This window comes from Streptomyces sp. NPDC001750 (assembly GCF_042892615.1).
GTDB lineage: Bacteria > Actinomycetota > Actinomycetes > Streptomycetales > Streptomycetaceae > Streptomyces.
The window spans coordinates 45,805-72,722 of the sequence record NZ_JBIAUE010000022.1 but is presented as its reverse complement, the minus strand read 5'-3'; the positions used below and the strand labels follow the sequence as shown (position 1 = coordinate 72,722).

Here is a 26,918-nt window from a genome sequence, read left to right as displayed (position 1 = left end):
CTTCCGCCGACGTAGAGTTGGACTTCCGACCGACGCAAGGGGGCAGCCGGGTGAAGCGGTACGACCGCCTGAAGGAGATTCAGAATCTCGATCCGGAACGGGACTTCCTGCGGATCTATCGCATCACGGCGACCTACGAGTTTCCGTGGGACATCACCCGCGCACTCGAACTCGCGTTGTACCGCACCTACGCCGTCCCCAGTATCGGCCGGCTCTTGGCCGAGACCGCCGAGCTGACCGAGCGGTCGCAGAAGCGCTACGACGACACCGCACTTCTCCTCGACACGGTCGTGGAGCACGGTTTCGCCGACGAAGCGGGTCGGACGGCCATCCGCCGGATCAACCAGATGCACCGAAGCTACGACATCAGCAATGACGACATGCGCTACGTGCTGTGCACTTTCGTCGTCACGCCGAAGCGGTGGCTCGACGACTTCGGCTGGCGTCGGCTGTCCTCCCACGAACTGCGGGCGTGCGCCGTCTACTACCGGACACTGGGTGCCCACATGGGCATCAAGGACCTGCCGGAGACGTACGAGGACTTCGAGCGCACCCTGGACGCCTACGAGGCCGAGCACTTCGGCTGGGACGAGGGCGGACGCCGCGTCTCCGACGCCACGCTGGACCTGATGGGCTCCTGGTACCCGCGCCCCCTCGCGCCGGTCGCGCGGAAGGCGGCCCTCGCGCTCCTCGACGACTCGCTGCTCCGAGCGTTCAGGTACGAACGCCCCGGGCAGGTGGCCCGCGGGCTCACCCACGGCGCGCTCCGCCTGAGAGCGCGGGCCGTCCGACTGCTGCCGCCGCGCACCAACCCGCACTACGCGCGACAGAACCCCGAGATCAAGGGGTACCCGAACGGCTACGAAGTCGCCCGGCTGGGGACGTTCCCCACTCCGGGCGTTCGCGGCTGTCCGGTTCCGCACGGTCGGCGCGCCGAAGTACCCGGGCAGGACTGAACCGGCGAGGGTGACGGGCGCCTCCGGTCGGCGTGCGTTCCCTCGCACGTCGGCGTGCGCCGTCCCGCCCGTCGGCGCGTCCCCGGCGCGCACCTGTGGGCTGCGCCGTACGTATCGGCGCCTTCGTACGGCGCAGGCGTCAAGGCGCTCGTGCGGTGCGGGCGCCAGGTCTACGCCCGGCGTGGGTGTCAGGCCGTATGCGTGGCGAGCGCGAGAAACCGGTCGTCCACGTCGGTGTAGGCGTCGAGTCGCCAACCGGAACGTGCCAGCACCGGACGGAGGTTGGCCTCGGCCCGCAGGTCGTCGTCCGTGAGCGGGCGGCCGTGGCGGGCCGCCAGCGCGGCGCGTCCGACGGGATGGAACAAGGCCGGCCGCCCGGCCGCACCACCCGGGCCAGCTCGGCCAAGTCCGTTCCGGGGCGTGTCAGATGGGAGATGAGACCGGCGGCGAACACCGCGTCGAGCGCCCCCGACCGCAATGGCAGACGGGCGACATCGGCGATGAGCAGCAGCCCGGCGCGGTCACGTCCCGCCCGTAGTGCCGACTCCAGCATCGCCGGTGTCAGATCCACGCCCAGGACCGTGCCGTCCGCGCCCCACGGCCCTTCGCAGAGCGGGCAGTGCCCGCCCCGTGCCGCAGCCCGCGTCGAGCACCGTGTCACCGGAGCGCAGCCCGAAAGCCTCGACGGCCACGGCGTGGGCGGGTCCGTCATCAGGGAAACGGGCGTCCCAGCCCGCCGCGCGGGCCGTGAAGAACTCCCGGACATGTGTGTGGTCACCGGACATACCGAAATGATCGCGCAGTCGCCGCGGGAGTGGAACACGGCATGTGGCCTCGCGGCCCGCGGCCGGTATCGGCGTCGTGGCCTCGCCAAGGAGCGGACATCTGGCGCGGCCGGCCACTCTCCCCGAACCCGCGAGGGCCGGGGAGAGCGACCGGGGATCAGCGGGTGCGAACGGCCCGCGGAATCAGACGTTGACTCCGTAGTCGGACGCGATTCCGGCGAGCCCCGACGCGTAGCCCTGGCCGACCGCTCGGAACTTCCACTCCGCGCCGTGCCGGTAGAGCTCGCCGAAGACCATGGCGGTCTCGGTCGAGGCGTCCTCGCTGAGGTCGTAGCGCGCGAGCTCGACGCCGTTCGACCGGTTCACCACGCGAATGAAGGCGTTGCGGACCTGACCGAAGCTCTGGCCGCGGCTCTGGGCCTCATGGATGGAGACCGGGAAGACGATCTTGCAGACATCGGCGGGCACGGCGGCCAGGTCCACGTTGATGGACTCGTCGTCGCCCTCGCCCTCCCCGGTCAGGTTGTCACCGGTGTGCTGGACCGAACCGTCGGGGCTCGTCAGGTTGTTGTAGAAGACGAAGTGCAGGTCGGAGAGGACCTTCCCGGTCTGCGAGCACAGCAGCGCACTCGCGTCCAGGTCATGGTCGGCACCCGTGGTCGTTCGCACGTCCCAGCCCAGACCGACCGTCACCGCGGTCAGGCCGGGTGCCTCCTTCGACAAGGAGACATTGCCGCCCTTGGCCAGGCTCACACCCATGAACATCCTCCAGTGGTACAGCGCTTCAGCGATCCGTGATCAGCGCGTCGTCTGTCGTCACCAGGGTGAACGCCGAGGACGACTTCATGGTTCCCATAATTGCGCAATTCCTGAAGTGATGCGTCGGGAACGGGGTCTGCCGTTCCGTCCGCCTCCGCGCATGGCCGGGCGTGGCGTCCTGCCCGGCAGCGGGTCCGTCGGGAAGGACGCCGTGAGCGCCGCGGTCGAACGGGGCGGGCGAGGCGGGCCGTTGCGTGGCAGGGGTGCATGACATTTCAGTGCCGCGTTTCGGCCGGTGTTTGCGCTCGGAGTTCCCGGGAAGTGCTTCTGGCTGGTTGTGGGCAGGTCCGGTGATCCATTCGAACCACGGCACTCGCTACATTGCGCAACGGTAAAACCGCAGGGTGGTGGCGCGCGTCTTCCTCGACGGAAGGCGAGTGTTCCTCCTGGAACCGGACGAACGGGGTGGCCGATGAGAACACATGGCAAGGCGGCGACGGGCCGGTCGCGGGGCGGACGCCTGAGGCGGACGGCCGTGACCGGACTGTCCTTTCTCGTGCTGCTCGTCTCGGGCGTCGGGTGGGTGTACCTGAAATTGAACGGCGGCATCGACACCTTCAGCGCGGACGGGCTCTCCGGGGACCGGCCGCCCGGTTCGTCGATGGGGCAGAACGTCCTGGTCATCGGATCGGATTCGCGTGCGGGAGGCAACAGCGAACTGGGCGGCGGTACGGGCGCGGTGGGGCGCTCCGACACCGCCTTCCTCCTCCATGTGTACGGCGACCGCAAGCACGCCGTCGCCGTGTCGATCCCCCGCGACTCCCTGGTCGAGATCCCGGCGTGCAGACTTCCGGGAGGCGCGTGGACCGCCCCGAAGCACGACGCCATGTTCAACGCGGCGTTCTCGGTGGGAGAGACCGCCGAGGGCAACCCGGCCTGCACCCAGAACACCGTCGAACGCCTCACCGGCCTGCGCGTCGACCACACCGTCGTCGTCGACTTCGCCGGTTTCTCCGCGCTCACCTCGGCGGTCGGAGGCGTGCCCGTCTGCCTGCCGCACGACATCCATCAGCGCGACCTCAGCCCGAAACTGCCCACTCGGGGGGCGCGGATCTTCGCGAAGGGTCCGCAGACCGTCTCCGGGCAGCGGGCACTCGACTACGTCCGGCTGCGGCACGGTATCGGTGACGGCTCGGACCTCGGGCGCATCAAGCGTCAGCAGGCTTTCGTCGCCTCGCTCATCAAGAAGGTCAAGTCGCGCGGCATGAACCCGACCACGCTGTTGCCCCTCGCCGACGCGGCCACCGACGCGCTGACCGTCGACCCCGGACTCGGATCGGCGGACCGGCTGCTCTCCTTCGCCATGTCGATGAAGAACGTCGACCTGCACAACACCAAGTTCGTGACCGTTCCATGGCGCTACGAGGGTGCTCGCGTCGCGATCGTCGAGTCCGACGCCGACGCCCTCTGGGCCGCGTTGAAGGCCGACCGCACGGTCGACGGCAAGGACGCCAGCGGCAGGCGATCCGCCGAGCGCGACCGGACCGACGGCGGCAGTGCCCCGTCCGCTGCCGCCGACCCGCTCGCGGGGAAGGGCATCAGTGTCGCCGTCTACAACGGCACGACGGTCACCGGGCTCGCGGCCCGGGCCGCCGACCTCCTGCGCTCCCGGGGGTTCACCGTCACCACCACGGCCACGGCGAGCCGTCAGGACCATGTCTCGACGGTCGTCGAATACGGACCGGGCCTGCGCAACGAGGCCGAGAAGACCGCCCGGCACCTGCCCGGAGCCAGAGTGAACGCGTCCGACTCGGCCGGAATCCGCATCGTCCTCGGCAGCTCCTACAGCGAGGACTCGGTGGCCACGCCCGGGGGAACGGCTCCTTCCGCGGTGCCGCCCGCTGTCGCCGACGAGGCCCGCTCGGCGGACGACGACCCGTGTGCCGACGTCCCGCAGGGGTGACTGGTGCGTGCCTGGTGGACAGTGCCTCTCTGACCGCCGTCACGGAGTCCAGGGGCTGGGACCCGGCCACATGACCGAGTAGTGCTTGCCCGTTCGTGACCAGTGCGCAAGGCTTACGCGAAACGCGGGGCAGGGGAACGCACGAGCGGGGAGGAACGGGCACATGGCGCTGGACAAGGAACTCGACTGGCTCCTTGACGATCTCACGAACAGGATCGGGCACATACGGCATGCGCTGGTGCTGTCGAACGACGGTCTCGTGACCGGGGCGAGCACGGGGCTGACGCGTGAGGACGCGGAACATCTCGCCGCGGTCTCGTCGGGGCTCCACAGCCTCGCCCGTGGTTCGGGGCGCCACTTCCGTGCGGGGAGGGCCCGGCAGACCATGGTGGAGTTCGACGAGGCGCTGTTGTTCGTGACGGCCGCCGGCGAGGGAAGCTGCCTGTGCGTGCTGAGCGCGGCCGATGCCGACGTGGGCCAGGTCGCCTACGAGATGACCCTGCTCGTCAACAGGGTCGGTGAACACCTCGGCGTCGCCGCGCGCCAGGGCGGGGACGAGGAGGGGGACCAGGTCTGATCCGCGCGGGAGTTTTCCACAGGCCGCGCGGATGTGCCGTCTCCGGACTACTCTGATTACAGAGAGTAATCAACTGGAGGGGGCGCCATGCCGGTTGCCGGTGTTGTGGGTATGGAGGCCGCGAACACGATGGCTGTGAGCACATCGGCTCGTGAACTCCGCTTGAAGCGGGGTGAGTTCATCATTGCCGTGCATGTGCGCCTGGTGCGTGTGCTGGCACAGCGGTGTGAGGGTGGTCCGCGGGCCCACCGTGAAGAGATCGAACGGCTGCGGGCGCGGGACGGGTTCCCTGCCGTGCTGAGAGAGAGCGTGCGCGCGGTCGGTAGGGGCTGTGCGTCCACACACTGGACTGGGCCCGCTCATCGGGCTTCCGGGCGATGCAGTTCAACGCGGTGGTCGAGACGAACACCCACGCCGTCCGGCTCTGTCTCTCGCTCGGCTTCGAGATCCTGGGCACCTTGCCCGAGGGGTTCAGGCATCCCGCACAAGGGTTCGTCGGGCTGCGCGTCATGTACCGCCGCCTCTGAAGACCCCCGATTGTCGCGGGAGTCGGTGTGGCGGTCTGCCGACTGCCGACGGCGGGAGGGTGCGGTTCGGGCGACGCCGCACCGTGCGGCCTGGCAACCCCTGTGGTCCCGGTGCTGTCCACGGGACCGCACCGCCGTGCTGGGGCGATCGGACGGGTGTGCCGCGTCCCATGAGGGACGGCTCGCGCCCTGCTGTGCACCCGTCACGTCACGTCCGGGCCGAGGACGTCGCCCGAGCGGGGCCGGGTGGTTTCGAGGGCCCGATCTCGCACCAGACGGCCTTGCCCTCGCCGCGTGGTTCGATGCCCCAACGGATGGCGACGGCGTCCATGAGCAGCAGCCCCCGCCCCGATGTCGCGGTCTCACCCGGGCTGCGACGCCGCGGCCACACACTGGAACGGTCCTGCACGGACAGCCGGATCCGACGCACCGGCTCCGGCAGCACCTCCAGGGTGAGCACGGCACCGCCTTCGGTGTGCAGCAGCACGTTCACCAGCAGTTCGCCGGTCATCAGCTCGGCGTCGTCGGCCAGCTCGGCCATGTCCCAGTCGTTCAGGGCCTGACGCACCATGGTGCGGGCGTCGGAAAGCCCCTCCGGATCCGCCTGGTGCACGTACTGGTGCAGTCGCGGGGCCCGCGGCGATCCCGGGTCCGGACTGCGCCGCAGCACCAGCAGGGCGACGTCGTCCCCCGATCCCCAGCGCTCCCAGAGCCGGTCCGACAGGTGATCCGCCAGCGCCTGGGCCCCTGCGGGCCCCGTGCTCACCTCATGGATCAGAGCCTGCGCGCCCACCTCGACATCGGCCCCCGGCTCCTCCACCAGCCCGTCGGTGTACAGGACGAGCGTCTCGCCCGGAACCAGATCGAGACGGGTCTCGGGATACTCCTCGTCCTCGAAATCGGTCGAGATGCCCAGCGGCAGACCACCGCGCACCTGCGGACTGCCGACCCGGCCGTCCACCTGCCGGATCAACGGTCCGAAATGCCCCGCGCGCACCACGCGCACGGCCCCCGAGGCCAGGTCGACCTGGGCGTACGTGCAGGTTGCGAAGCGTTCCGTGTCGAGCTCGGAGAGGAAGCGCGAGGCGCGGGCCAGCACCGTCGACGGAGCGTGTCCCTCGGCGGCGTATGCCCGGAGCGCGATGCGGAGCTGACCCATGATGGCGGCCGCATGGGTGTCATGGCCCTGGACGTCACCCACCACGATCCCGAAACGGTCCTTGGGCAGCGCGATCACGTCGTACCAGTCGCCACCGATCTGCCGTCCGCTCCAGGCGGCGTGGTACCGCACGGCGATCTCGCCGCCCTGGATCTCCTGGATGCGCCGGGGAAGCATGGCCGACTGGAGACCGGTGGCGAACTCGCGCTCCTCGTCGAAGAGCTTCGCCCGTTGCAGCGACTGCGCCACGATGGCGGCCAGCCCCAGGCACAGGCTGCGCTCGTCCGCGTCGAAGGCCGTGGGCTCGCGGTAGAAGAGCGCCAGCGATCCCACCGTACGCGCCTGCGCGACGAGCGGCAGATACGCGGCCGCCCGGAACCTCAGCCGCTCGGCGTACGGGGCCACCGCCGGATACCGGCCGACCAGCGCGGAAACGGAGTTGAGAAACCGGGGACGTCCACTGACCACCGTGTCAGCCAGCGGAAGGCTCCGATCCAGTTCCTCGCCGGAACCGAGTTCCGCGACCGCCTCCAACGCGTCGCCGCTGAGCGCGATGACGTTCAGCGTCGACTTCTCCAGCATGCCGAGCGCGAGACCGTCCGCGCCGATCCGCGCCAGGCCGCTCGGACCTGTGAGCGAGGCGGTCACGTCGTCCACGGTCACCGCACGCGACAGCGCGCTCGTCGTGCGTTCAACGATGCTGGTCTGGCGCTGCGTCCGCTTCTCCAGGTCCAGCAGGAACTCCGAGTGGTCGATTTCCGCCGTCGCATCGCGCACCACCCCGACGACTCGGTGGGCCCGGCCGTCGTCGCCGCGCAGAACACGTGCCTGGACGTGCGTCCGCTGGTCCATTCCACCGTGCAGCGGGACTCGGAGATGGACGCTGTACGAACTGCGCCCCCCGACGATCGCGTCATTGACCGCCTCGTCGAGCCGGGCTCGCTCGGCGGCATCGAGCCGCTCCACCGCCGACTCGGGCCGTGAATCGAACGACAGCGGGTCCAGCCCCAGGACCAGCAGGCCCGCCTCGTCGATGTCGAGCGTGCCGGTGTCCAGATCCCAGTCGAAACTGCCCGTCCGGTTCATCACGAGACTCTCCGCCGTCACGGAACCGCGACCCTGCGACTGCTCGATAGGCCGACGGGGCGCGGCGGGGGTGCTCGATTGCCGGTCGTGATCGGTCATACCTGCTCCGGAGGTCGTCCGGCGGGGCTCACGGGCGGCGCGCCCGTACGGGGTGACTCAATTGTCGAGCCGGTGACGGAAGGCCGCCACAGCGGACCGGCCGACCGCGACGCGCGGACCACGACGGGCGAGGCTGCCGGGACGTCCGCGCCCCGGAGGCCGCCCGGACCGGGACCTCCGGGCCCGGGCGGGCTTCCCGGACCGGGCTACCTCGGACCCGGTGGTGCCCGACACCCCTGCCTTCCGGGGGAGGAGCCCGCCCCCGACAATGAGCGGTGGAAGATCGTCCACGTGTGACGGACGATGCGGCACAAGGGCTGACCGGAGCGCATTCATGAACCATGACGATCCCGTCCTGACGCACACCGAGGGGCGTGTCCGGCACATCACGCTGAACCGACCGCGGGCGCTCAACGCGCTGAATCACGCCATGGTGCTGCGCATCGACGAAGCGCTCGCCGAAGCGGAGCGCGACGACGCGGTGACCGCCGTGTTGATCACCGGCGCGGGAGAGCGCGGCCTGTGCGCGGGAGGGGACATCCGCTCCATCCACGACGACGCCCGAGCGGGCGGTACCGCGTCACTCGCGTTCTGGCGCGACGAGTACCGGCTCAACGCCCGCATCGCCCGGTACCCGAAGCCCTATGTGGCGATCATGGACGGGATCGTGATGGGCGGCGGCGTGGGGGTCTCGGCTCACGGCGACGTCCGGATCGTCACCGAACGCTCGCGCGTCGCCATGCCCGAGACCGGCATCGGATTCGTCCCCGACGTGGGCGGAACGCACCTGCTCGCGTCCGCACCCGGCGAGCTCGGCACGCACCTGGCACTCACGGCGGACGCGGTGGGGGCGGGTGATGCCCTGCTGTGCGGGCTCGCCGACCATTTCGTACCGGCTCGGCGCCTCACCGCCCTCACCACGGCACTCGCCGACTGCCGCACGCCCGACGAGATCGAGGCAACGGTGCGGGCACACGCCGCCTCCCCACCGGAGGGCGAACTGGGGGCGCACCGTGAGTGGATCGACACTTGCTACCGGGCGGACACGGTCGAGGAGATCCTCGACCGGCTCGACAACAGCGGCGTGCCGGCCGCCAAGCAGGCCGCCGCAGTCATCCTCGCCAAGTCGCCCACCGCGCTCAAGGTGACCCTCTCCGCACTGCGCAGGGCCCGTCGGCTCGGCGGCCTGGAGGCGGTGCTCGACCAGGAGTACCGCACGTCGTGCGCCGCCTTCGCCCGGCCGGACCTGGTGGAGGGCGTGCGGGCCCAGATCATCGACAAGGACCGCCGCCCGCGGTGGAGTCCTGGGGAGCTGACCGAGGTCACGGACGACGACGTGGCGCGGTTCTTCGCCCCGCTGGGCGAACGTGAACTCGGCCTGGCCCCCGTCCCCGGGACGACCGCCTGAGGCGGCACGCCGAGGGACGACGGACGAGGGACGGACGAGGGACGGACGAGGGACCGACCGACGGGGGAAGGCAGAGCAGGGGGACCGGGGGGCCGGGAGGCCACGGCGAGAAGAACCGGAACGCGTGGGACAGGTGCGGCCAGGGCAACCGGAAGGCCTGGGGAGAGAGAGGGCCCCCGACGGAGAGAACCGTTCAAAGGGGTCCGGGGCCGGTGACCGCCCGGAAGGGGACGCCGAGCAGATCGGCCACCGCCCTGAGGTCCTTGGCGCGGTGGCCGGTGCACAGGGCCCAGTGATGACCGACGCCGGTCGCCGCCCACGCATCGGTCCACTCGCCCGGGTCGAAGCCGAAGTCGACCCGCGACGTCGTGTTGCCGATCTCCAGCAGGGGCCCCGGTACGACCTCGCCCTCGGAGACGACGAACGTGAAGGTCCCGTCCGCCTCCTGACCGACGCCGAAGGTGGTCACCGGGCCGTGTCCGACGTCGAACTCGACACTGACCCCCCATCCCCGCTTGCCGTGGTAGACCCCCAGCCCGCGCAGCAGCGGATCCCTCGCGCTGATCGCGAGGTGGGCGGAACCGTCGTGGCCCATCTCGACCGCCCGGTCCCGGAAATCAAGGGCCTGGAGTTCGGTGAACGAGCCACCGGCGCCGATCGTGTCGGCGATCAGCATGGCCAGACCGGTGCGCAACTCGTACTCCCCGGCCATCGGGATGCCCCGCGCGGTCAGGAACGACGCGCCGAGGATCATGCCCGCGCCGAGCCGTTCGTGGATCTCGCCCTCCAGACCGCGGTGGTAGTACGCCAGGCTGTCGAGCCCGAAGTCCTCGACGAGCCGGTCCAGCCCGACCGACACCCGGGAGGCCCAGGCGAGGTCGTCCTCGTTCACGGATGCGTCAAGGGTGAAGACCTCGTGGGCGAGTGCGACCCGCCCGGCGGTCTCCTCGTCCGTCACGGCCGCGACCCGGATCCGCAGATCGTCGAACTCCAGGACCTCGACGTGCCCGCCGAACCGGGACGAGACCAGCGTCATGTCCGTGGAGACGTCGAGCATCCCGGGATAGAGATGGCCCATCAGCCCGTGCCGGCCGTGCCGCAGCACACCGCGCACCTGCGCCGCGGTGATCCAGCGTCGGATCCGGTTCCAGGCGTTGCCGTCGCGCAGATGGCCGGAGACCGAGCGGAAGGCGACACCACTGCGCCGGAACACATTGGCGATCTCCGGCAGTGGGCACTGCCCGCAGTACGCCAGCCACTGGCCCGTTCCGGTGTTCGGGTGGTCCATGACCTCGGTCGGCTGGAGGTCGATCACCAGCACCGGGGCATGGGCGCGCTGGGCGATCGGCAGCACCATCGAGGCGGTGAGATACGTCGTCAGATACGTCACGACGACGTCGCAGTCCGCCCGGCGCAGGTGCTCTGCCGCCCCGGCCGCCTCCCGCGGGTCCGAGACGAAGCCGGCGTCGACGACGTCGCAGCCCATCTCCCGGAACCGTTCAGTCACGAATCGAGCCGATTCCCGCAGCCGGTCGAGGAGACCGGGGAACTGGGGCCAGTACGCGCCGAGTCCACCGGAGACCAGGCCGACCCGGGTAGGACGGCGTGTGACGCGGGGCAGCCCGTCGTGGAGCGCGGGGGGAGAGACATCGGTCATGTGCTTCCTTCCCTTCTCGTCGTTCGTCGAGCGATTCCGCCACTCTTCGGTGGCGTTCACCGGCCTCCCGGAACCCGGCGGTCCCAGTTCCTGTGTCCGCGCGACGATTCGCCGTACTTCCATGAGGTCGCACACCAGGCCGTGGGCCCGCGCGGGGGTCTCGGCGGGGCCGGCCGTGACCGGGAGCCCGGTGGCGTCCGTGGGTCCGACTGGCACAGCAGTGCGTTGCGCAAACCCCGCCCGATCAGGTGGATCCGTTCCGGTTCCACGCCCGCGAGTACCGCTCCCTGCCGCAGCGTCCTGTGATGCTTCAGCGTCGGAACGGTTCGGCCCTGCCGCGTTCGCGGAGGAACGCCTCGGCGGTGCGGATCACCCGGAGCGCATTGCGCCCGCACTCCTCGGACGTCCCGCCCCAGGCCGTGATGCCGTGACCGCCGAGGATCGCTCCCACGCCCTGCGGGTTGGCGACCTTGACCGCCGCGATGTCCAGGCCGAACCGGAAGCCGGGCCTGCGCCGGGCCACCCACGCAGCCTCGTGGCCGAAGCCCCTTGACGGCGAAGAGGTCGGGCATGCACACCTCACAGGTGGAGTCGTCCGGCGGACGGTGACCGCCCGCCGTGATCACGGTGTTGGATCGCTTCGTCCCGCTTCACGCAGAACCACGTCTTCCGCGTGGGGGCAGACAAGCTCTGGAGTTGTCGATTCGCCCGTGTGAGCAGATGTCTGCGGGCGAGGGCGACGCTGAATCAATTCGCCGAGGACGGAGTCGGAACCCTCGGTGTGACGGGACTGGCTCGAAGGGATGGCGGTGCGCCGGAGGGATGACGTGGTCGGGCCGCCGACGGTCGTGAAAACGGGGCAGTCGGCAGCCGCCGGATCGTTGCCCGGCCCGTACCGGCATGGTGGCGCATCGGCGCGGAGAGGTGAAGCCCGCCGACAGGGTGACGGCCGCGCCCGCCCCGTCCCGGACTGTGGCCGCCCGGTGGGGCACGCGGCCGGAGGTAGGCCGCGGCCCGGGGCGAGGGGAAGTGCCGCTCCGCCCGGTCGGTTCAGTGACCTCCACCCGACATGCTCGGTCGGAGTGTTGACACGAGGTCGAAGAACCGCGACTCGTTCCCGCACAGGCCCGCCCGCTCCAGCGCGCCGTCGGCCTCCGCCATCGGGGAGGCGAGCAACGGCACGTACAAGGGGCCGTCCTCGGGATCCGCCAACGCCGCTCGGGTGGCCTCCAGAAGTCGGACATACGCCTGGGCCGCGGCGAGTTCGTCGTTGCGCATCACAGCATCTCCCGCTCAGAGGTGTCGGACCCACCAGCATTCCCCATGGGTCCGACAGCGAGGACGCAGTCGGAATGACATGTGGGCCCGACCCGGACGGCTCTGGTTCGAAGCAGCCTTTTCGTACACGTGCGCGGTGGCTTCGGCGCCCGCTTCCTCCGGTCGCGCCGACCGCCACCGCATCGACCGTGGCGGGGACCGGTCGCCATCCGGCACTGCTCTCCGTACGACAGCCTCACGAAGTCCGTGGCCCGCGAGGTCCGTCGGCAGTTCGGAACCGCGGATACTCGAATGCGGCAAGCGCGGTCAGAGCACGCTCAAGACGAGGATCGGCCGCCGTCGGCGGCGTCGAGGTCCAGGGAGTGGGCTGAGGTCAGACGCTCGACGAACGTCCGGAAGTCCTCGGCCAGCGGGAGTTCAGCGGGAAGCTCCGCGTCGAACCAGGTCACGGACGGCTCGCCTCGTGCGCCGCACGTCCGGTAGTCGAGCGCGATCCACCAGTGGCCGTCGCCCGAGAGCAGCACCAGAGGCGAGGGAAGACCCCACTCCTCGATCAGGTAGGCCGAGTCCAGCAGTGAGATCTGGCCGTCGTGACGGCCGATGCCCAGCAGATCGTCGAGCGGGACATGGTTCTGGCTCCACGAGGTCGGCACGTCGGTCGGGAAGGCGTTCCACCGTGCCGCGACCGGTCCACCGTTCCGGATCCGCAGAAGCTCCAGCAACGAAGCCGGCAGCCGCACACCGAGCCGGAGCTCGGCATCCAGAACGGCCGCGTTCGTCAGCGGTGGCTGCGCCCCGTACAGCCCCTCGCCCCAGAACGTCGCCTTCACTTCATCGAACCGGGTCACGAGCGCATCCTATGACCGGGGCACACCCGCCCGACGAGTGGGAGGAGCTTCGACGCCCCCGTCGACGCGACGGCGGAGCACCCGTCAGGCGGCGCCGGGAACCGGGCCGGACGGAAGGCGCGCTACCGGAGCGACTGCCGGCCGCCGTCCCTGCTCCGGACGCCCGGCGGCGGTTCGACCTCCAGGAACCTGCGACGACGCGGTCCGCGGTACGGCAGCACCGTCCAGCCCAGCTCCCGCAGCACGGCCGCGCACCGGCCCAGTTCCTTCTCCTCGGCGTGCGCGGCCCCGCCGCCCGGCGGACCGACCCACTCCACTCTCGCGCCGTCCGGCGCCTCGCCCGCCGTCACGCGGTACCCGGTCGCCGTCCGCGCGCCGGAATCGTCGACCGCGGAAGCCGCCAGGCCCGACGCCTCCAGGACCAGGGCCACGGCCCGTACCGGTCGGTGCGTCTCCCACCGCGCGGGTACGCCCTCCGGTTTCGAGAGCCCCGTGTTCGTCAGCCGACGGATCTGCAGCATCCCCTGGAACGCCGTGCGCACGGACGCCGTGCGTCGTTCGTCCGGAACCGTCACCTCTCCGTCCCCCGTGGCCGGTTCGAAGCCGGTGTCGTCCCCGATGCCCATCAGCGTCCCCTTCACCGTGCGGTACTGCTGCCAGTGTGCTGCGCGGCACTGACAGCCGCTCGGAGACGGCGCGCCACCGAGCTCATGGAGAGGCCGGACACCTGAGCACGGGCCGAGCCCAGGGCTGTTTCGAAAGTCCCGTCCGACCTGCGGCGTCCGGCACGGAGCCTTGCCGCGTTGTCGGGATCGTCCACGTACGCCCCGGACGAGGACGACCCCGCCTCGCGATGCACCGCACCGGACGCCGCGGGCCCCGCCCGTCGGGCCCGCGGTACGCATTCGGTCCTCGACCGGCCTCCATGGAATCGAGCAGCTGGTGGACCGGATCCGGATCTCCCGTGCCTCCCGCCTGCTCCTCCGGGGCCGTCTCGCGGATCGAGCAGACGACCGGAGCGTTGCTGGTGCACGGGGCGATCGGAGCCGCGGCCACCGGGTGTGCGACGTGCACCGAGGGGGCGAGTGCCGGAGCGGCCGATGTCGTTTCCGGGCCGCCGGCACGGTCCCGGCCGGGGTGAGCAGCGGTAGGAGGAAGGCCGCGAGGAGTGCGGAGGAGCGGGCCGCGGCGGCGGACCGAGCGGGGCGGGACGGCCGGCGTCGTGCTGACAGGTGTGAAGGGAGGCTCTTTTCACCGAGAAAACAGGGTGAAACGGACGTCATGGCGCCGGTGCGTCCGGCAGGGATCACGGGGCCGGCGCGTACGAGTGACGCCCACCGATAGGGTTGACGGTCCGACAGCCATGTACCCGGAGGACTCACCGACCGTGCCCGCCCATGTCCCAGGCCCCGGCTCCGACCACGCCACACTGCGAGCCGACTGCGCGAAGTGCTTCGGACTCTGCTGCGTCGCGCTGACCCTCACCCGGTCCTCGGACTTCGCGATCGACAAGGAAGCCGGGAAGCCCTGCCGCAACCTCCAGGAGGACTTCCGCTGCGGCATCCACACCGAACTGCGCACACGCGGCTTTCCCGGCTGCACCGTGTACGACTGCTTCGGGGCCGGGCAGAAGGTGTCCGGCGAGACCTTCCAAGGGCGGGGCTGGCGCGGGTCGCCGGACATCGCCCGGCAGATGTTCCAGGTGTTCCCGGTCATGCGGCAGCTCCACGAACTCCTCTGGTACCTCACGGAGGCGTTGTCCCTCGGACCGGCCCGGACCCTCCACGGAGAGATCCGGCGCTGCCTGGAGGAGACGGAACGTCTCACACGACTGCCGGCGGACACGCTCGCCGAACTGGACGTGGCCGCACACCGCGAGTCGGTCGCCGCACTCCTGTCCCGTGCGAGCCGGGCCGTCCGGGCCACCGCACCCCGCGGGAAGAAGCGTGACCGCCGCGGCGCCGACCTCATCGGCGCCCGACTCAGAGGTGCCGATCTGAGAGGCGCCGATCTGCGCGGCGCCTACCTCATCGCTGCGGACCTCAGGGGCGCCGACCTCCGGCTGGCCGACCTGATAGGCGCCGACCTCCGGGACGCCGACCTGTCCGCCGCCGACCTCACCGCGAGCCTCTTCCTCACCCAGGCCCAGCTCAACGCGGCCAGGGGCGACGCGGCGACGAAGCTACCGACCTCCCTCGGCCGCCCCACGCACTGGGGCGACTGATACCCCGACCCGGACCGCACCACCGACGGCCCGGACACCAGCCGCGCCGCAACCGGGCAGAACACCCCCTGCGGCCGGGCACCGCCGGCGCCCGCGGATCGTTGCACAGTGTGATGTATCCGGAGTGCCTTCGACCGGACCGAGGAGTCCCGCACATGGCCAGCAGTACCGACCACCACACCGAGCACAGCCGTACCGGCGGCGGCCATACCGATGGCAGCCGCACCCGTCTGGTCGAGCGGCTCATGGAACAGTTCCCGCACGTCCCCCGGGAAGCCGTCATCAAGGAGGACCTGCTGCGCGGCGGCGTGGCGTTCGACGAGTCCGCGCTCAGTGACAACGAGGACGGCGACATCAAGCCGAAGTCGTACTTCATCTTCTCGTTCGACCATGGAACGCTCCCCGAGCTCGGTGCGGCCGCACTGCGCCGTCCCCCGGAGGAGATCGTGCTCACCGGAGGCCCCTACGAACTGCGGCGGACCGTGGTCTCCGTGCGGGTCAATCCGGCCTCTCCGTACCGTGTCGCCGCCGCCGACGACGGGGTGCTCGGGCTGTACCTGGACGGTCGGCGCATTTCCGACGTCGGCCTGCCCCCGATGCCGGACTACTACCGGCACACCCTCGAGAACGGCAAGTCCGTGATGGAGGTCGCACCCACCATCCAGTGGGGCTACCTCGTCTACCTGACGGTCTTCCGGGTCTGCCAGTACTTCGGGGCGAAGGAGGAGTGCCAGTACTGCGACATCAACCACAACTGGCGCCAGCACAAGGCGGCGGGACGCCCCTACACCGGCGTGAAGCCGGTCGAGGAGGTCCTGGAGGCCCTGGCCATCATCGACAAGTACGACACCGCGAAGTCGTCCACCGCCTATACCCTCACCGGCGGCGCCATCACGTCCCACATCGGCGGCCGCGACGAGGCCGACTTCTATGGTCAGTACGCCAAGGCGATCGAGGAGCGCTTCCCCGGCCGGTGGATCGGCAAGGTCGTCGCACAGGCCCTGCCCAAGGCGGACGTCCAGCGCTTCCGCGACTACGGCATCCAGATCTACCACCCGAACTACGAGGTGTGGGACCGCCGCCTCTTCGAGCTCTACTGCCCGGGCAAGGAACGCTACGTGGGACGGGACGAGTGGCACCGCCGCATCCTGGACTCGGCCGACGTGTTCGGCGCCCGCAACGTCATCCCCAACTTCGTCGCGGGCGTGGAGATGGCCGCGCCCTTCGGCTTCACCACGGTGAAGGAAGCCATCGAGTCGACCACCGAGGGGTTGCGGTTCTTCATGTCGCACGGCATCACGCCGCGCTTCACCACATGGTGCCCGGAGCCCACCACCCCGCTCGGGAAGACCAACCCCGACGGGGCGCCGCTGGAGTACCACATCCGCCTGCTCGATGCCTACCGGGCGACCATGGAGGAGTTCGGCCTCAGCTCGCCTCCCGGCTACGGTCCGCCCGGGGCCGGCCGCGCCGTCTTCTCCGTGAGCTCGTTCATGGACAGCCTTCCGGCCCGGCCCGACGACGCCCAGGAGTAGCCGGACCGCCCCTCGGCCGCCCCGGACCGCCGACGCGCGGGGCGACCGGCACGCGCACCGGACCGTCGCGGTACGACGTTCCGGTGCGCGGCGGGACGCGGTCGACGCGCGCCGGGCCCGACGAACCGGGCGCGGCGGCCGTGGACCGTCAGGCGCGCCACTCCGCCGTACGTTCCGGGGACGCCTCGGCGAGCGCCTTCGTGACCGCCTCGACGTCACCGCGATGACCGTAGACGGGCGAGCCGGGCTGCTGCCGCCAGGACTCGTCGAGGCCGCCCGTGTCGACGGTGTCGAAGCCGAGTTCGTCGATGAGATCCCTTACGACCCGCTTGGCCGCGGCGTCGTCACCGGCCACCGGCAGCGCCTGACGGCCGGGGCTGCCCTGAGGGCGGCCGTTGTCGAGGATGTCCTGCGCGTAGGTCCCGTTGAACGCCTTGATCACGGGGTGGCCGATCTGCCGCTCCGTCCACCGGCTCTCCGGCAGCCCCTCCTCGATGGCGGCGATCCGGCCGTCCCGCTGCTGCGGGTAGTAGTTGCCCGTGTCGATGACCGCGACCCCCTCCGCGGCCTCGTCGAGCAGGCCCGAGGGCAGCAGCGGGACCGCCTTGAGGGGAATGGTGACCACCACGACCTCGGCTCCTCGGGCGGCCTGCGCCGCGGTGACCGGGGTCGCCCCGGTCTCCCGGGCGAGTTCCGTGAGCGTCTGCGGGCCCCGGGAGTTGGCGACGGAGACGTCATGCCCCAGGGCGGTGAGGCGCCGGGTGAGATTACCGCCGATGTTGCCCGCTCCGATGATGCCGATCTTCATGGATCCGACCTTCCCATGGTGCCTGCGGTGTGTGAGGTGCTCTCGCCGCATCCCCAACTTCCCGCCGGGCAGCCCTATTCCACCGACGGGAAAAACGGTTCGCCTGTTCACCGAGCGGATGGGGCCCGAGCGGCGGGGGCACGTGGACAAGGAAGACCGGAACCCCCGAGCAGATCCGGAGGAGATGCCATGCTGCATGGTGTCGATGTCAGTGCCTACCAGTCGTCCTTCGACCCGGACGGACTGGACTTCGTCCTCATCAAGGCCACCGAAGGCCGTTCCTACGTCAACCCGTGGCTGTCCTCGCAGGTCGGACGAGCCAGGGACGCGGAGTGCGTGGTCGGCTTCTACCACTTTCTCTGGCCGGGGAACATCGAGGCGCAGGCGGAGTACTTCCTGAGCAAGGTGCCGGAGAAGGCGGGCGATCTGCTCGCCGTGGACTGGGAGGAGAACGGCGAGGGCAGCCGGCCGGGCAACGCCGAGAAGGACCGCTTCATCCGCGAGGTCAAGCGCCTGCGGCCGCACCACAAGGTGCTGCTGTACTGCAATCGCACCTTCTGGCTGCACCACGACACGACGTCGTACGCGGGGGACGGCCTGTGGATAGCCGACTACGCGACCGCCGGAAAGCCCCGGATCAAGGCGTCCTGGCGCATTCACCAGTACACCGACCAGCCCCTCGACAAGGACGTGGCGGCGTTCTCGTCGCGGGCCGCCCTGCGCGACTGGGCACGCGGGCGGTCGTAGCGGCGCCGCGAGGCCGACGGGCGGACCGGGACGTGACGGTCCGGATCGTCGGGCACGGTGCCGATCGGCGCGGGCGGCGACGAGAGAGGACCGGACGGTCCTCAGGGGCCCTTCCGGGGCCTTTCGCCACCGGTGCGGGTCGCGGCGGGTCGGTCCCCCCGCCCGGTGCCGGCGGAGGAGTCCGCCCGCGCCCGTTGTCGTCCGGGGCTTCACCGGACCGCTGGTGATCGAGGGCCGACCCGTGCCGGGACCCGCCGGTCATCAGGTACGGGACACCTAGGATGAGGCCGATGAGCGAGATCCCGCCCAGCCTTCTGGGATTCACGACCTACCTGCTGTCCAGGACCGGCAAGACCGCGCGGAGCAGGCTGGCGGCGAGGCTGGCCGAGCGGGACATGAAACTGTGGCACATGGCCGTGCTGTCCGCGCTGGTCGATTTCGGTCCCCATGTGCAGCGCGAACTGGCGTCCCGGCTCGGGATCGACCGGAGCGACATGGTGAAGATCGTGGACGATCTCGCGATGGCCGGACTCGTGGAGCGGGCCCGTGACACCGCCGACCGCCGCCGGGTGACGGTGACGTCCAGTCCGGCGGGCCGCGCGGTGCTCACGGACCTGCAGGCGGAGGCGCTGGGCGTTCAGCGGGAACTGCTCGCCCCCCTGAGCACCGCGGAACAGGCGCAGTTGGCGGCGCTGCTGCGCCGTGTCCACGCCCATGCCCATGAGGAGGGGCAGGGGCCGGGACCCTCGACGTCCAGCGGCTGAGGTCCCGGTGCCGCCCCGGCCGGAGCTGCACCGTCCCGGTTTCCTCGCGCGCCTCACACGCGGCGCGCGCGATCGGTCGCCCGCGGTCGGGGAGTGGTGCGGTGGTACGGCGGCCGGTCCCGGGTGCGCCGGGCGTCGGGCGGAACAGGGGCGTCGGACGGGAAGCGGGGATGGGCGCGGGGCGGGAACGTTCGCTGTTCGGGGCGTGTCAACGAAAGACACGCTGTCGCGGGGGTGAGCGGGTTTCAGGAAGTCGCCCGGACGGACCAACGGAATATCAAGGGCGCCTGTTTTCAGGGTAGTTGAGCGTTTGTCGGATTATCCGGAAATAGCATTTGGCGTAGGTCGTGTACCCCGATAGGCGTTCCGGCCGCGCACGGCAACGTGTCCGATATGACAGGTATGGGGACCGTCAGTACGTTCAATCACGGGCCGACTGCTCAGCCGGCCTCCCTGAGACAGGAGAAGTGACATGGTTACCCGTTCCACCGTTGTTACCGGTGCTGTGGCGGCCGCGGCGGCCCTGGCTGCCACCGGTATCACCTACGCCTCCGCAGCCACCTCCGAGCCGGCCCAGGCGGCCCCCATCGTCCAGCAGGCCGCCCCCATGGCCCTCAACGGCGGCGACGCCGGCAAGGGCAACGAGGGCAAGGGCAACGAGGGCAACAACTACGGCGGCGGCCACGGCGGCGGCCACGAGAAGAAGCGCCACCACCGGCACCACCACCACCACAAGGGGCGCATCCACATCAACGAGCGCACCTACTCCGATGAGCGCGGCGGCTGCGTGACCGTGATCAGCGGGCTCGGATCCAAGACCCTCAACATCCGCAACGAGAGCCACAAGACCGTCGAGGTCTTCCGCGGCGTCACCTGCGACAACGGCTCCCCCATCGCCACCGTCGGGCCGTGGAGCTCCAGCGACGGCGTCCGTCCGGGCCACGTCAAGGGCGGCGTCCACGTCAAGAACGGAATCGTCGCCAGCTTCCGCGTGATCCACCACCACCACGGCCACCACGGTGGCGACAAGGGTGGCTACGGTGACGAGGGCGGCTACGGCGGCGACGAGGGCGGTTACGGCGGCGAGGGCGGTTACGGCGACGACTGACCCGACCGCTCAACCCACACACGACCCCGGCCCGCCGGAATCGGGCCGGGGTTCCGTGTGTTCACGGGGTCCACGAGGGCCGGAGGCGAGGTACCGGCCGCAGCGAGGACCTCGGTGCCCGACACCGCGCCGACAGCGTGATACCGGCTCACCCCCTCGACGAAGCGAATCGCAGAGCGACTATCCGCTCTGCTTGACGCAGGTCCGGTCCGCCGCGGGCAGCCTGCCGGTGGCCAGGTAGCGGTTGACCTCGTCGTCCACGCAGGCATTGCCGTACGTGCCGTACAGCGCGTGCCGGTTGGCGCCCTGGAGAGTGACCAGCCTGGAGCTGGGCAGCAGGCCGCGCAGTGCGACGCTGCCGGTGTAGGGAGTGCGCGGGTCGCCGGTGGCGGCGACGATCAGGGCCGATGCGTCGTGACGTACCTGGGTGGGCTCCTCGCGAGGCCGGTCCCAGAAGGCGCACGGCCCGATGTTGTTGGCGATCGGGCCGATGACCGGGTGGGCGGCACGGCTGCGCTCGATGTCCCGCCAGTACGACTCGGGGTCGTGCGGTGCGGCCGCGTCCCCGCAGAGGATCGCGGACTGCGCACTGCCGGTCTGCGAAGCCCCGCCGCCGAGCGTCGACCGGAGCATCCCCGCGAACTGGGGGGAGGGTCGGGTCGGACGTCCCTTTGCGGCCTCGGCCAGGACGGAGACCTGCTCGCCGAGGACGGCCCGCGCCTCATCGGTGTCGTCGGCGATTCCGATGAAGACCACGAAGGGCACCTGGGTGTCGTCGAGTCGGAACACCTCGGGGGCGGTACCGATCGTCAGCGGCCGCCGGGCGGCCGCGTCGATGACGCGTTCGACCGTGGTGAGCACCTCGTCACGCGTGCGACCGAGTCCGTAGACGCTGTCGCGCCGAGCCGCCCAGGCGGCCCAGTCCGCGAGCGCCCGGTCGTTCTCGCGCTCCAGACCCTTCATGAGACGAGGGTTGTAGCGGCGGGGGTCCAGTGCCCCGTCGAGCACCATCCGGTCGTAGCGGCCGGGGAACATCTGGCTGTAGACGGTGCCCAGGTAGGTGCCGTACGAGTAGCCCAGGTAGGAGATCTTCCGCTCACCGAGCGCTCCCCGGACGACGTCCATGTCGCGGGCGGTGTTGCGGGTGGTGACGTGCGGCAGCACGGACGCGTTGGTGGCCCGGCACCGGTCGGCCAGGTTCTTCTGCAGGACGACCTGGCGGTCGAACCCGGGCCTGCCGACACCGGAGGAGAAGAGGGAGAGACCGACGGGCCAGACGCAGTCCAGGGGAGTGCTGCGGCCGACAAAGCGCGGGTCCATGCCGATGATGTCGTAGCGCGGGCCTGTGTCCTTCATCGCCGCGCGGATGAGCGGAGGGAGATCGAGGCCGGAACTGCCCGGGCCGCCGGGGTTGATGATCAGCGGCCCTACCCGGTGCCGGGTGTCGGTGGCCCGCAGCCGGGATATCGCGACGGTGAGGGTACGGCCGCCGGGATCGGAGTAGTCGAGCGGCACGGTCACGTCCGCGCAGCGCGCGCCCGCGTTCTCCAGAGCGCTCCCCGGCGCGTCGTCCGGGCCCAGGACGCAGCTGTGCCAGTCGAGGCGTTGATGGTAGTAGCGGCCCAGTCCGGCCCCGGATCGCGCCACGCCGTCGTCGCGGTCCGAGGCGGCCGCAGCCGCGGTGGGCAGCGCGGTGAAACAGGCGGTGAGGGCGAGGCCGACGGCCGAGACACGGCGCGCGGCTGCTCTGAAGATGGTCACACGATCTCCTTCGGGTCGGGCATGCCCGTCCCGTCAGCGGGAGGCGGAATCGGACGGGGCGTGGCGGCAGCCGGCCGGGAGAGGCACGGTGCTCGTCCGTCGGCGCCGGTCGTCCGCCAGCCGTCGTCCGCGGGCCAGCCTTTCACCGCTCCCGACGCCGTGTCGTCGTCGTGCGGCAGTACCGCGCACCTACGTCAGCGGCCTTACGACCTCGCCCACGATTGTCAGCGGCGTCGCAGCGTCCGGGACCTCCGCCTCCGGCGTTGTCGTCAGTTGCCGACGCTCCGCGTCGACTCCCTCCTCCGCCTTGGATTCGAAGGCCCCGGACACCGCTCCTTCTCCCACCGCCCATCGTGGGCGAGGTCGTTAGCGACTGCCTGCGTGTACGCCGAGAGATCTGCCCGCACCCGGGGAGCACGGCGCGGTGCGGTGCCACATGCCGTATCCACCTGCCACGTGCTCCGTGCTCCGTGCGGTGGACCGGCCGACGTGGCCGGGAAGGGCTCGTGCCGCCCCCGACCACGCCGGCATGCCGACCCGGCTCCAGTCACCCGGTCCCCGACCGCATCCCCCGCCCCCGGCCGTCCTCAGGACGTGGTGAGGATCCGGTCCGGGCGGATCGGCAGGTGCCGGTGGCGTACACCGGTCGCGTGCCACACGGCGTTGGCGATCGCGGCCGCGACGCCCACGACACCGATCTCGCCGATGCCCTTCATGCCGACCGGATCATCCGGCACGGGATCGTCGACCCAGTCCGCCTCGACGAGCGGCACATCCGCGTGCGTGGCGAAGTGGTACCCGGCGAGGTCGGCGCCGACATGGGCCCCGGACGTCCGGTCCCTGACCGCCTCCTCGTGGAGGGCCATGGACAGACCCCAGGTCATCCCGCCGATGAACTGGCTGCGGGCGGTGAGCGGATTGACGATGGTGCCTGCCGCGAAGATGCCGAGCAGCCGCCGCACCCGCACCTCGCCCGTGGTGACGTCCACGGCGACCTCGGCGAACTGCGCCCCGAAGGAGTGCCGTTCCTTCTTCGTCAGTGAGCCGACGGCCTCGGCGGTGTCCGACCGGGTGGTGATTCCCTCGGGCGGGATTCCGCCGCCGAGAGCCAGCCGCTTCACCAGTTCCTCCGCCGCGAGCGTCACCGCCCAGGCCCAGGAGCGCGTCCCCATCGAACCACCGGCGATCACCGCCGGGCCGAGGTCGCTGTTCCCGATGCGCACACGGATACGGTCCGGAGCCGCCTTCAGCACCTCGGCGGCCACGAGGACCATCGCGGTCCGCGCCCCGGTACCGATGTCCGCCGCGTTGATCCGCACGGTGAACGTCCCGTCCGCTTCCGCGGTCACGGCCGCAGTGGACGGGCCGACTCCGGACGGATAGGTGGCGGCCGCCGTTCCGGTCCCGAGCCGCCAGCGACCCTCGCGGCGCACGCCCGGACGCGGGTCGCGGTCCGCCCAGCCGAATCTCCGGGCCCCCTCCTCGAAGCAGGCGAGCAGGTTGCGGCTGCTGAACGGCAGCCCCGACACCGGCCCCGTCACGGGTTCGTTGCGCACGCGGAGTGCGATCGGGTCGATGCCGCATTTCTCGGCCAGTTCGTCGAGGGCCGATTCGAGGGCGAAGGACCCCGGTGCCTCGCCGGGTGCGCGCATCCAGGACGGGGTGGGCACGTCGAGCCGTACGAGCCGGTGAAGCGTGTGATGCGCGTCGGCGTCGTACATCACGCGTCCCAGCACGGCACTCGACTCGATGAACTCGTGCACCGTCGAGGACAGATTCAGTGCCTGGTGGTCGAACGCGCGCAGCCGCCCGTCCGCGTCGGCGCCGAGCCTGACGCGCTGTGCCGTGGGGCTGCGGTAGCCGACGAGGGAGAACATCTGACGGCGCGTCAGTACGACGCGGACCGGACGGTTCAGCATGGTCGTGGCCATGACGGCGGCCACCTGGTGCGGGCCGACGCCCTTCGAGCCGAAGGCACCGCCGACGTGCTCGGACCGTACGCGCACGCGAGCCGGTTCGAGCGAGAAGAGCTTGGCGAGTTCGCCCGCCACCCACGTGCTGCCCTGGTTGGAGTCGACGACCTCGAGCCGTCCGCCGTCCCAGTGGGCGGTCGCCGCATGCGGCTCCATCGGATGGTGGTGCTCCTCCGGAGTGCTGTACTCCTCGTCCACGACGACGGCGGAATCGCCCAGCAGGGCCTCCACGTCCCCCTTCTCGGTCTCGGCCGGCATCATCGGGTTGTTCCGCGGCGTGTAGGCGTCGGGGCGCCCGGCGTCGAACGCCACATCGTGCGGTTCCTCGTCGTACCGGACCACCAGGGCCTCGGCGGCCTCCCGGGCCTGCTCGGACGTCTCCGCCACGACCAGCGCCACCGGCCAGCCCGCGAAGGGCACCCGGTCGTGCTGGAAGAGTCCGAGGACCGGGTTCGGCCGCCCCAGCATGCCCACGTAGTCGGTGTCGACGCGCGGAGCGTTCCCGTGGTGCAGCACGGCGAGCACGCCCGGCATCTCCAGGACGGGGGCGTCCTCGACCCGGCGGACACGGCCGCGGGCCACGGACGACAGCACCAGCCAGCCGTGCGCCAGGTCGGCGAAAGGGATCTCCCCGGCATAGCGGGCCGCCCCGGTGACCTTGTCCCGACCCTCCACACGGGTGTGCGCGGAGCCGACGGCCCCCGCCGGCGCGGCGGCCTCGGTCGTCGTGGTCATCGGGCGGCCTCCTCGGCGAGTTCGGTCAGAACGGTGACGGCCAGGTCACGCACCAGCGCCACCTTGTAGGCGTTCCCCGGCAGCGGCCCGGCCGCCGCCAGCTCGGCGTCCGCCGCGGCGCCGAACGCCTCCGCCCCGGCCGGGCCACCGACCAGTGCCCGCTCGGCCATCCGGGCCCGCCACGGCCGGGACGCGACCGCCCCGAACGCGAGACGTACATCGCGCACGACACCGTCCCGGACATCGAGCGCGGCGGCGACGGAGCCGATCGCGAACGCGTACGAGGCGCGCTCGCGCACCTTCCGGTACCGCGAGCCGGCCGCGTAAGGAAGCGGTGGCAACGTGACGCCGGTGACCAGCGCGCCGGGTGGCAGGGCGGTCTCGATGTGCGGGGCGTCGCCCACCGGCGGATACAGCCGAGTGATCGGCAACTCGCCCGGCCCGTCGGCCGTTTCGTACACGACGACGGCGTCGAGGGCGGCGAGCGCGACCGCCATGTCCGAGGGATGGACGGCGAAGCAGTGCTCGGACGCGCCGAGGATCGCGGAATTGCGGTGCTCACCCGCGATCGCCGGGCAACCACTGCCGGGTGAGCGCCTGTTGCAGGGACCGCTGACGTCGGCGAAGTAGCCGCAACGGGTCCGCTGGAGCAGATTCCCGCCCACCGTGGCCATGTTGCGCAACTGGCCCGAGGCGCCCGCCAGGACTGCCTGCGCGAGCGCGGGGTAGCGGCGCCGCACGTCCGGGTGGGCCGCCAGATCGCTGTTGGTGACCGTCGCCCCGATGCACAGCCCGCCGTCCGCCGTCGGCTCGACCCGGTCGAGGGGCAGTCGGCGCACGTCGACGAGCAGTGCGGGCCGCTCCACACCGGCCTTCATCAGGTCGACGAGATTGGTACCGCCGCCGAGGAACCGAGCCTCGGGACCGGTGCCGCGCAGGGCGACCGCACCCGGGACGTCGAGCGCACGCTCATAACCGAACTCCCTCACGCCACGGCCCCCTCGCCCCCGGCCGCGGACGCATCCCCGGCCCCGTCCACGGCCTCCGCCCCGGCTTCTGCGGCCCGCGCCACGGCGGCCACGATCGACACGTATGCGCCGCACCGGCACAGATTGCCGCTCATCCGCTCACGGATCTCCTCGGAGGTGAGCGCGGGCACCCCCGCTTCGGGCCGGACATCGGCGGTCACGGAGCTCGGCCAGCCCGCCGCGTGCTCCTCGAGCACCGCGAGAGCCGAACAGATCTGCCCGGGCGTGCAGTAGCCGCACTGATAGCCGTCGAGGTCGATGAACGCCTGCTGCACCGGATGCAACCGGTCACCGTCGGCGACGCCTTCGATGGTGGTGACCGCGGCCCCCTCGGCGGCGACCGCCAACTGGAGGCAGGAAACGACGCGGCGTCCGTCGAGCAGCACCGTACAGGCGCCGCACTGGCCCTGGTCGCACCCCTTCTTCGTGCCGGTCAGGTCGAGGCGCTCACGCAGGGCGTCGAGCAGTGTGGTGCGATGGTCGACGGGTAACGTGTGCTGCTCGCCGTTGACGCTCAGGGTGATGACGCTGGATGTCGATGGGGCCATGCTCAGCCTTCTTTCGCATTGCGGACGCGCGCCGGATCGAGACGGGTCCCGCCGGGCGCCTGCGGAGGAGCGGACCCTTTCCGGAGGCCGGACTCGTCCGGGGGAGTGGGGCGAAACGGGTACGGGAGAGCCGGTGGCCGGGATTGGCCGCTCTGCCGCATCGGCCGGATCCGACGGCATGGTGAATTCGACCGGACAGCTGCCCGGCAGCCGTCGAACCTAGTGGACGGCTCTCCGCTCAGCAAGGAGGCCCTGCCCGCGATGCCGAAGGAGACCGAGGGCGGGACGCAGGGCGCGTGAGTCCGCGTCCGGACGGGCGGAGGAATCGCGCGCATCCCGGACGTGGCATGCGCCGAGCGGGAAACGGCCCGGCGAACCGGCCCCTCGCACTCCCGTCGGTGTCGGCCGAGCGCTGCCTCCGTGCCCGGCTGTTCGTTCCCGGGCAGCCGGGAAACGCGAGTGGGGGGGGGGGGGGGGGGGCGGCCCCCCCCGCCCCCCCCGGGGGGGGGGGGGGCCCGCCCCCCGCCCCCCCCCGGCCGGCCGCCCCCCCCCCCCCCCCCCCGCGGCGCCCGCCCCCCCGGTGTT

20 protein-coding genes and 4 pseudogenes are annotated in these 26,918 nt (G+C 71.2%); 11 read left to right on the top strand and 13 right to left on the bottom strand.

Annotated elements, in window-relative coordinates:
• The first annotated feature begins 50 nt into the window (after window positions 1-50).
• Window positions 51-956, top strand: a complete 906-nt coding sequence (locus tag ACFYY6_RS28760) for an oxygenase MpaB family protein (RefSeq protein ID WP_351525003.1) — start codon at window positions 51-53, stop codon at window positions 954-956.
• A gap of 188 nt (window positions 957-1,144) precedes the next feature.
• On the opposite strand, the pseudogene ACFYY6_RS28755 reads toward ACFYY6_RS28760, so the two are convergent.
• Window positions 1,145-1,741, bottom strand: a pseudogene (locus ACFYY6_RS28755) (class I SAM-dependent methyltransferase).
• Between the two features lie 183 nt (window positions 1,742-1,924).
• Entirely contained in the window at window positions 1,925-2,500 is a 576-nt protein-coding gene (locus ACFYY6_RS28750; RefSeq protein ID WP_351524614.1) for a TerD family protein, read from the bottom strand.
• A 535-nt stretch (window positions 2,501-3,035) separates the two neighbouring features.
• On the opposite strand from ACFYY6_RS28750, the gene ACFYY6_RS28745 reads away from it, so the two are divergent.
• From ACFYY6_RS28745 to ACFYY6_RS28730, 4 genes and pseudogenes are all read left to right on the top strand, one after another.
• Window positions 3,036-4,463: an LCP family protein gene (locus tag ACFYY6_RS28745; RefSeq protein ID WP_351634930.1), complete on the top strand. Its 1,428-nt coding sequence runs from the start codon at window positions 3,036-3,038 to the stop codon at window positions 4,461-4,463.
• A gap of 163 nt (window positions 4,464-4,626) precedes the next feature.
• Window positions 4,627-5,040 carry a roadblock/LC7 domain-containing protein gene (locus tag ACFYY6_RS28740; protein WP_351524612.1) on the top strand — a complete coding sequence of 138 codons (414 nt, stop codon included), beginning with the start codon at window positions 4,627-4,629 and terminating at the stop codon, window positions 5,038-5,040.
• Window positions 5,041-5,127: 87 nt separating this feature from the next.
• Window positions 5,128-5,310, top strand: a pseudogene (locus tag ACFYY6_RS28735) (DUF6397 family protein); the annotation flags it as partial.
• A 59-nt stretch (window positions 5,311-5,369) separates the two neighbouring features.
• Window positions 5,370-5,567: pseudogene (locus tag ACFYY6_RS28730) on the top strand (GNAT family N-acetyltransferase); the annotation flags it as partial.
• Between the two features lie 208 nt (window positions 5,568-5,775).
• Here the strand turns inward: ACFYY6_RS28730 and ACFYY6_RS28725 are convergent.
• Complete coding sequence (locus ACFYY6_RS28725) at window positions 5,776-7,911, bottom strand: SpoIIE family protein phosphatase (protein ID WP_389196318.1); 2,136 nt, start codon at window positions 7,909-7,911, stop codon at window positions 5,776-5,778.
• Window positions 7,912-8,245: 334 nt separating this feature from the next.
• Here ACFYY6_RS28725 and ACFYY6_RS28720 point away from each other — a divergent pair, with 334 nt between their 5' ends.
• Window positions 8,246-9,319, top strand: a complete 1,074-nt coding sequence (locus ACFYY6_RS28720; protein WP_351524610.1) for an enoyl-CoA hydratase/isomerase family protein — start codon at window positions 8,246-8,248, stop codon at window positions 9,317-9,319.
• A gap of 193 nt (window positions 9,320-9,512) precedes the next feature.
• Here the strand turns inward: ACFYY6_RS28720 and ACFYY6_RS28715 are convergent, their stop codons facing one another.
• From ACFYY6_RS28715 to ACFYY6_RS28695, 5 genes and pseudogenes are all read right to left on the bottom strand, one after another.
• Complete coding sequence (locus ACFYY6_RS28715) at window positions 9,513-10,976, bottom strand: arabinose isomerase (RefSeq protein ID WP_389196316.1); 1,464 nt, start codon at window positions 10,974-10,976, stop codon at window positions 9,513-9,515.
• Window positions 10,977-11,295: 319 nt separating this feature from the next.
• Window positions 11,296-11,502, bottom strand: a pseudogene (locus ACFYY6_RS28710) (bifunctional rhamnulose-1-phosphate aldolase/short-chain dehydrogenase); the annotation flags it as partial.
• A 524-nt stretch (window positions 11,503-12,026) separates the two neighbouring features.
• Complete coding sequence (locus tag ACFYY6_RS28705) at window positions 12,027-12,254, bottom strand: hypothetical protein (RefSeq protein WP_351524609.1); 228 nt, start codon at window positions 12,252-12,254, stop codon at window positions 12,027-12,029.
• A 317-nt stretch (window positions 12,255-12,571) separates the two neighbouring features.
• On the bottom strand, window positions 12,572-13,102 hold the full coding sequence (locus ACFYY6_RS28700) for an SMI1/KNR4 family protein (protein WP_360109560.1): 531 nt from the start codon (window positions 13,100-13,102) through the stop codon (window positions 12,572-12,574).
• Between the two features lie 122 nt (window positions 13,103-13,224).
• Complete coding sequence (locus ACFYY6_RS28695) at window positions 13,225-13,728, bottom strand: hypothetical protein (RefSeq protein WP_351524607.1); 504 nt, start codon at window positions 13,726-13,728, stop codon at window positions 13,225-13,227.
• 737 nt (window positions 13,729-14,465) lie between these two features.
• Here ACFYY6_RS28695 and ACFYY6_RS28690 point away from each other — a divergent pair.
• Together ACFYY6_RS28690 and ACFYY6_RS28685 are read left to right on the top strand one after the other, a co-directional pair.
• Window positions 14,466-15,326 carry a pentapeptide repeat-containing protein gene (locus ACFYY6_RS28690; protein WP_351524606.1) on the top strand — a complete coding sequence of 287 codons (861 nt, stop codon included), beginning with the start codon at window positions 14,466-14,468 and terminating at the stop codon, window positions 15,324-15,326.
• Between the two features lie 155 nt (window positions 15,327-15,481).
• A complete protein-coding gene (locus ACFYY6_RS28685; RefSeq protein WP_351524605.1) occupies window positions 15,482-16,861 on the top strand; it encodes a radical SAM protein in 1,380 nt (459 codons plus the stop codon).
• Between the two features lie 148 nt (window positions 16,862-17,009).
• Here the strand turns inward: ACFYY6_RS28685 and ACFYY6_RS28680 are convergent, their stop codons facing one another.
• Window positions 17,010-17,720: an NAD(P)-binding domain-containing protein gene (locus ACFYY6_RS28680; RefSeq protein ID WP_351524604.1), complete on the bottom strand. Its 711-nt coding sequence runs from the start codon at window positions 17,718-17,720 to the stop codon at window positions 17,010-17,012.
• A 138-nt stretch (window positions 17,721-17,858) separates the two neighbouring features.
• On the opposite strand from ACFYY6_RS28680, the gene ACFYY6_RS28675 reads away from it, so the two are divergent.
• The 3 genes from ACFYY6_RS28675 (at window position 17,859) to ACFYY6_RS28665 (ending at window position 20,288) form a co-directional block, all read left to right on the top strand.
• Window positions 17,859-18,416 carry a GH25 family lysozyme gene (locus ACFYY6_RS28675; RefSeq protein ID WP_351634915.1) on the top strand — a complete coding sequence of 186 codons (558 nt, stop codon included), beginning with the start codon at window positions 17,859-17,861 and terminating at the stop codon, window positions 18,414-18,416.
• 290 nt (window positions 18,417-18,706) lie between these two features.
• The gene (locus ACFYY6_RS28670) at window positions 18,707-19,180 is read left to right on the top strand and encodes a MarR family winged helix-turn-helix transcriptional regulator (protein ID WP_351524602.1); all 474 of its coding nucleotides are present in this window, start codon (window positions 18,707-18,709) and stop codon (window positions 19,178-19,180) included.
• A 472-nt stretch (window positions 19,181-19,652) separates the two neighbouring features.
• Entirely contained in the window at window positions 19,653-20,288 is a 636-nt protein-coding gene (locus tag ACFYY6_RS28665) for a hypothetical protein (protein WP_389196314.1), read from the top strand.
• A gap of 180 nt (window positions 20,289-20,468) precedes the next feature.
• Here the strand turns inward: ACFYY6_RS28665 and ACFYY6_RS28660 are convergent, their stop codons facing one another.
• The 4 genes from ACFYY6_RS28660 to ACFYY6_RS28645 all read right to left on the bottom strand — a co-directional run bounded on the left by ACFYY6_RS28660 (window position 20,469) and on the right by ACFYY6_RS28645 (window position 26,333).
• Window positions 20,469-22,049, bottom strand: coding sequence for an alpha/beta hydrolase (locus tag ACFYY6_RS28660; RefSeq protein ID WP_389196312.1), 1,581 nt, complete (start codon window positions 22,047-22,049; stop codon window positions 20,469-20,471).
• Window positions 22,050-22,636: 587 nt separating this feature from the next.
• Window positions 22,637-24,757 (bottom strand): xanthine dehydrogenase family protein molybdopterin-binding subunit, encoded by a 2,121-nt coding sequence (locus ACFYY6_RS28655; RefSeq protein WP_388653690.1) that lies wholly within the window; start codon window positions 24,755-24,757, stop codon window positions 22,637-22,639.
• Complete coding sequence (locus ACFYY6_RS28650; protein ID WP_389196310.1) at window positions 24,754-25,746, bottom strand: FAD binding domain-containing protein; 993 nt, start codon at window positions 25,744-25,746, stop codon at window positions 24,754-24,756. Before ACFYY6_RS28650 ends, ACFYY6_RS28655 begins: the two co-directional genes overlap by 4 nt.
• The gene (locus ACFYY6_RS28645; protein ID WP_389196308.1) at window positions 25,743-26,333 is read right to left on the bottom strand and encodes a 2Fe-2S iron-sulfur cluster-binding protein; all 591 of its coding nucleotides are present in this window, start codon (window positions 26,331-26,333) and stop codon (window positions 25,743-25,745) included. The genes ACFYY6_RS28650 and ACFYY6_RS28645 overlap by 4 nt, the downstream gene beginning before the upstream one ends.
• Window positions 26,334-26,918: the final 585 nt, after the last annotated feature.

Coding starts and splice junctions, on each gene's coding strand:
- ACFYY6_RS28750 (WP_351524614.1), bottom strand. CDS start 2,500: ATGGGTGTGAGCCTGGCCAAGGGCGGCAATGTCTCCTTGTCGAAGGAG.
- ACFYY6_RS28740 (WP_351524612.1), top strand. CDS start 4,627: ATGGCGCTGGACAAGGAACTCGACTGGCTCCTTGACGATCTCACGAAC.
- ACFYY6_RS28725 (WP_389196318.1), bottom strand. CDS start 7,911: ATGACCGATCACGACCGGCAATCGAGCACCCCCGCCGCGCCCCGTCGG.
- ACFYY6_RS28720 (WP_351524610.1), top strand. CDS start 8,246: ATGAACCATGACGATCCCGTCCTGACGCACACCGAGGGGCGTGTCCGG.
- ACFYY6_RS28715 (WP_389196316.1), bottom strand. CDS start 10,976: ATGACCGATGTCTCTCCCCCCGCGCTCCACGACGGGCTGCCCCGCGTC.
- ACFYY6_RS28705 (WP_351524609.1), bottom strand. CDS start 12,254: ATGCGCAACGACGAACTCGCCGCGGCCCAGGCGTATGTCCGACTTCTG.
- ACFYY6_RS28695 (WP_351524607.1), bottom strand. CDS start 13,728: ATGGGCATCGGGGACGACACCGGCTTCGAACCGGCCACGGGGGACGGA.
- ACFYY6_RS28690 (WP_351524606.1), top strand. CDS start 14,466: ATGTACCCGGAGGACTCACCGACCGTGCCCGCCCATGTCCCAGGCCCC.
- ACFYY6_RS28685 (WP_351524605.1), top strand. CDS start 15,482: ATGGCCAGCAGTACCGACCACCACACCGAGCACAGCCGTACCGGCGGC.
- ACFYY6_RS28680 (WP_351524604.1), bottom strand. CDS start 17,720: ATGCGGCGAGAGCACCTCACACACCGCAGGCACCATGGGAAGGTCGGA.
- ACFYY6_RS28675 (WP_351634915.1), top strand. CDS start 17,859: ATGCTGCATGGTGTCGATGTCAGTGCCTACCAGTCGTCCTTCGACCCG.
- ACFYY6_RS28670 (WP_351524602.1), top strand. CDS start 18,707: ATGAGCGAGATCCCGCCCAGCCTTCTGGGATTCACGACCTACCTGCTG.
- ACFYY6_RS28665 (WP_389196314.1), top strand. CDS start 19,653: ATGGTTACCCGTTCCACCGTTGTTACCGGTGCTGTGGCGGCCGCGGCG.
- ACFYY6_RS28655 (WP_388653690.1), bottom strand. CDS start 24,757: ATGACCACGACGACCGAGGCCGCCGCGCCGGCGGGGGCCGTCGGCTCC.
- ACFYY6_RS28645 (WP_389196308.1), bottom strand. CDS start 26,333: ATGGCCCCATCGACATCCAGCGTCATCACCCTGAGCGTCAACGGCGAG.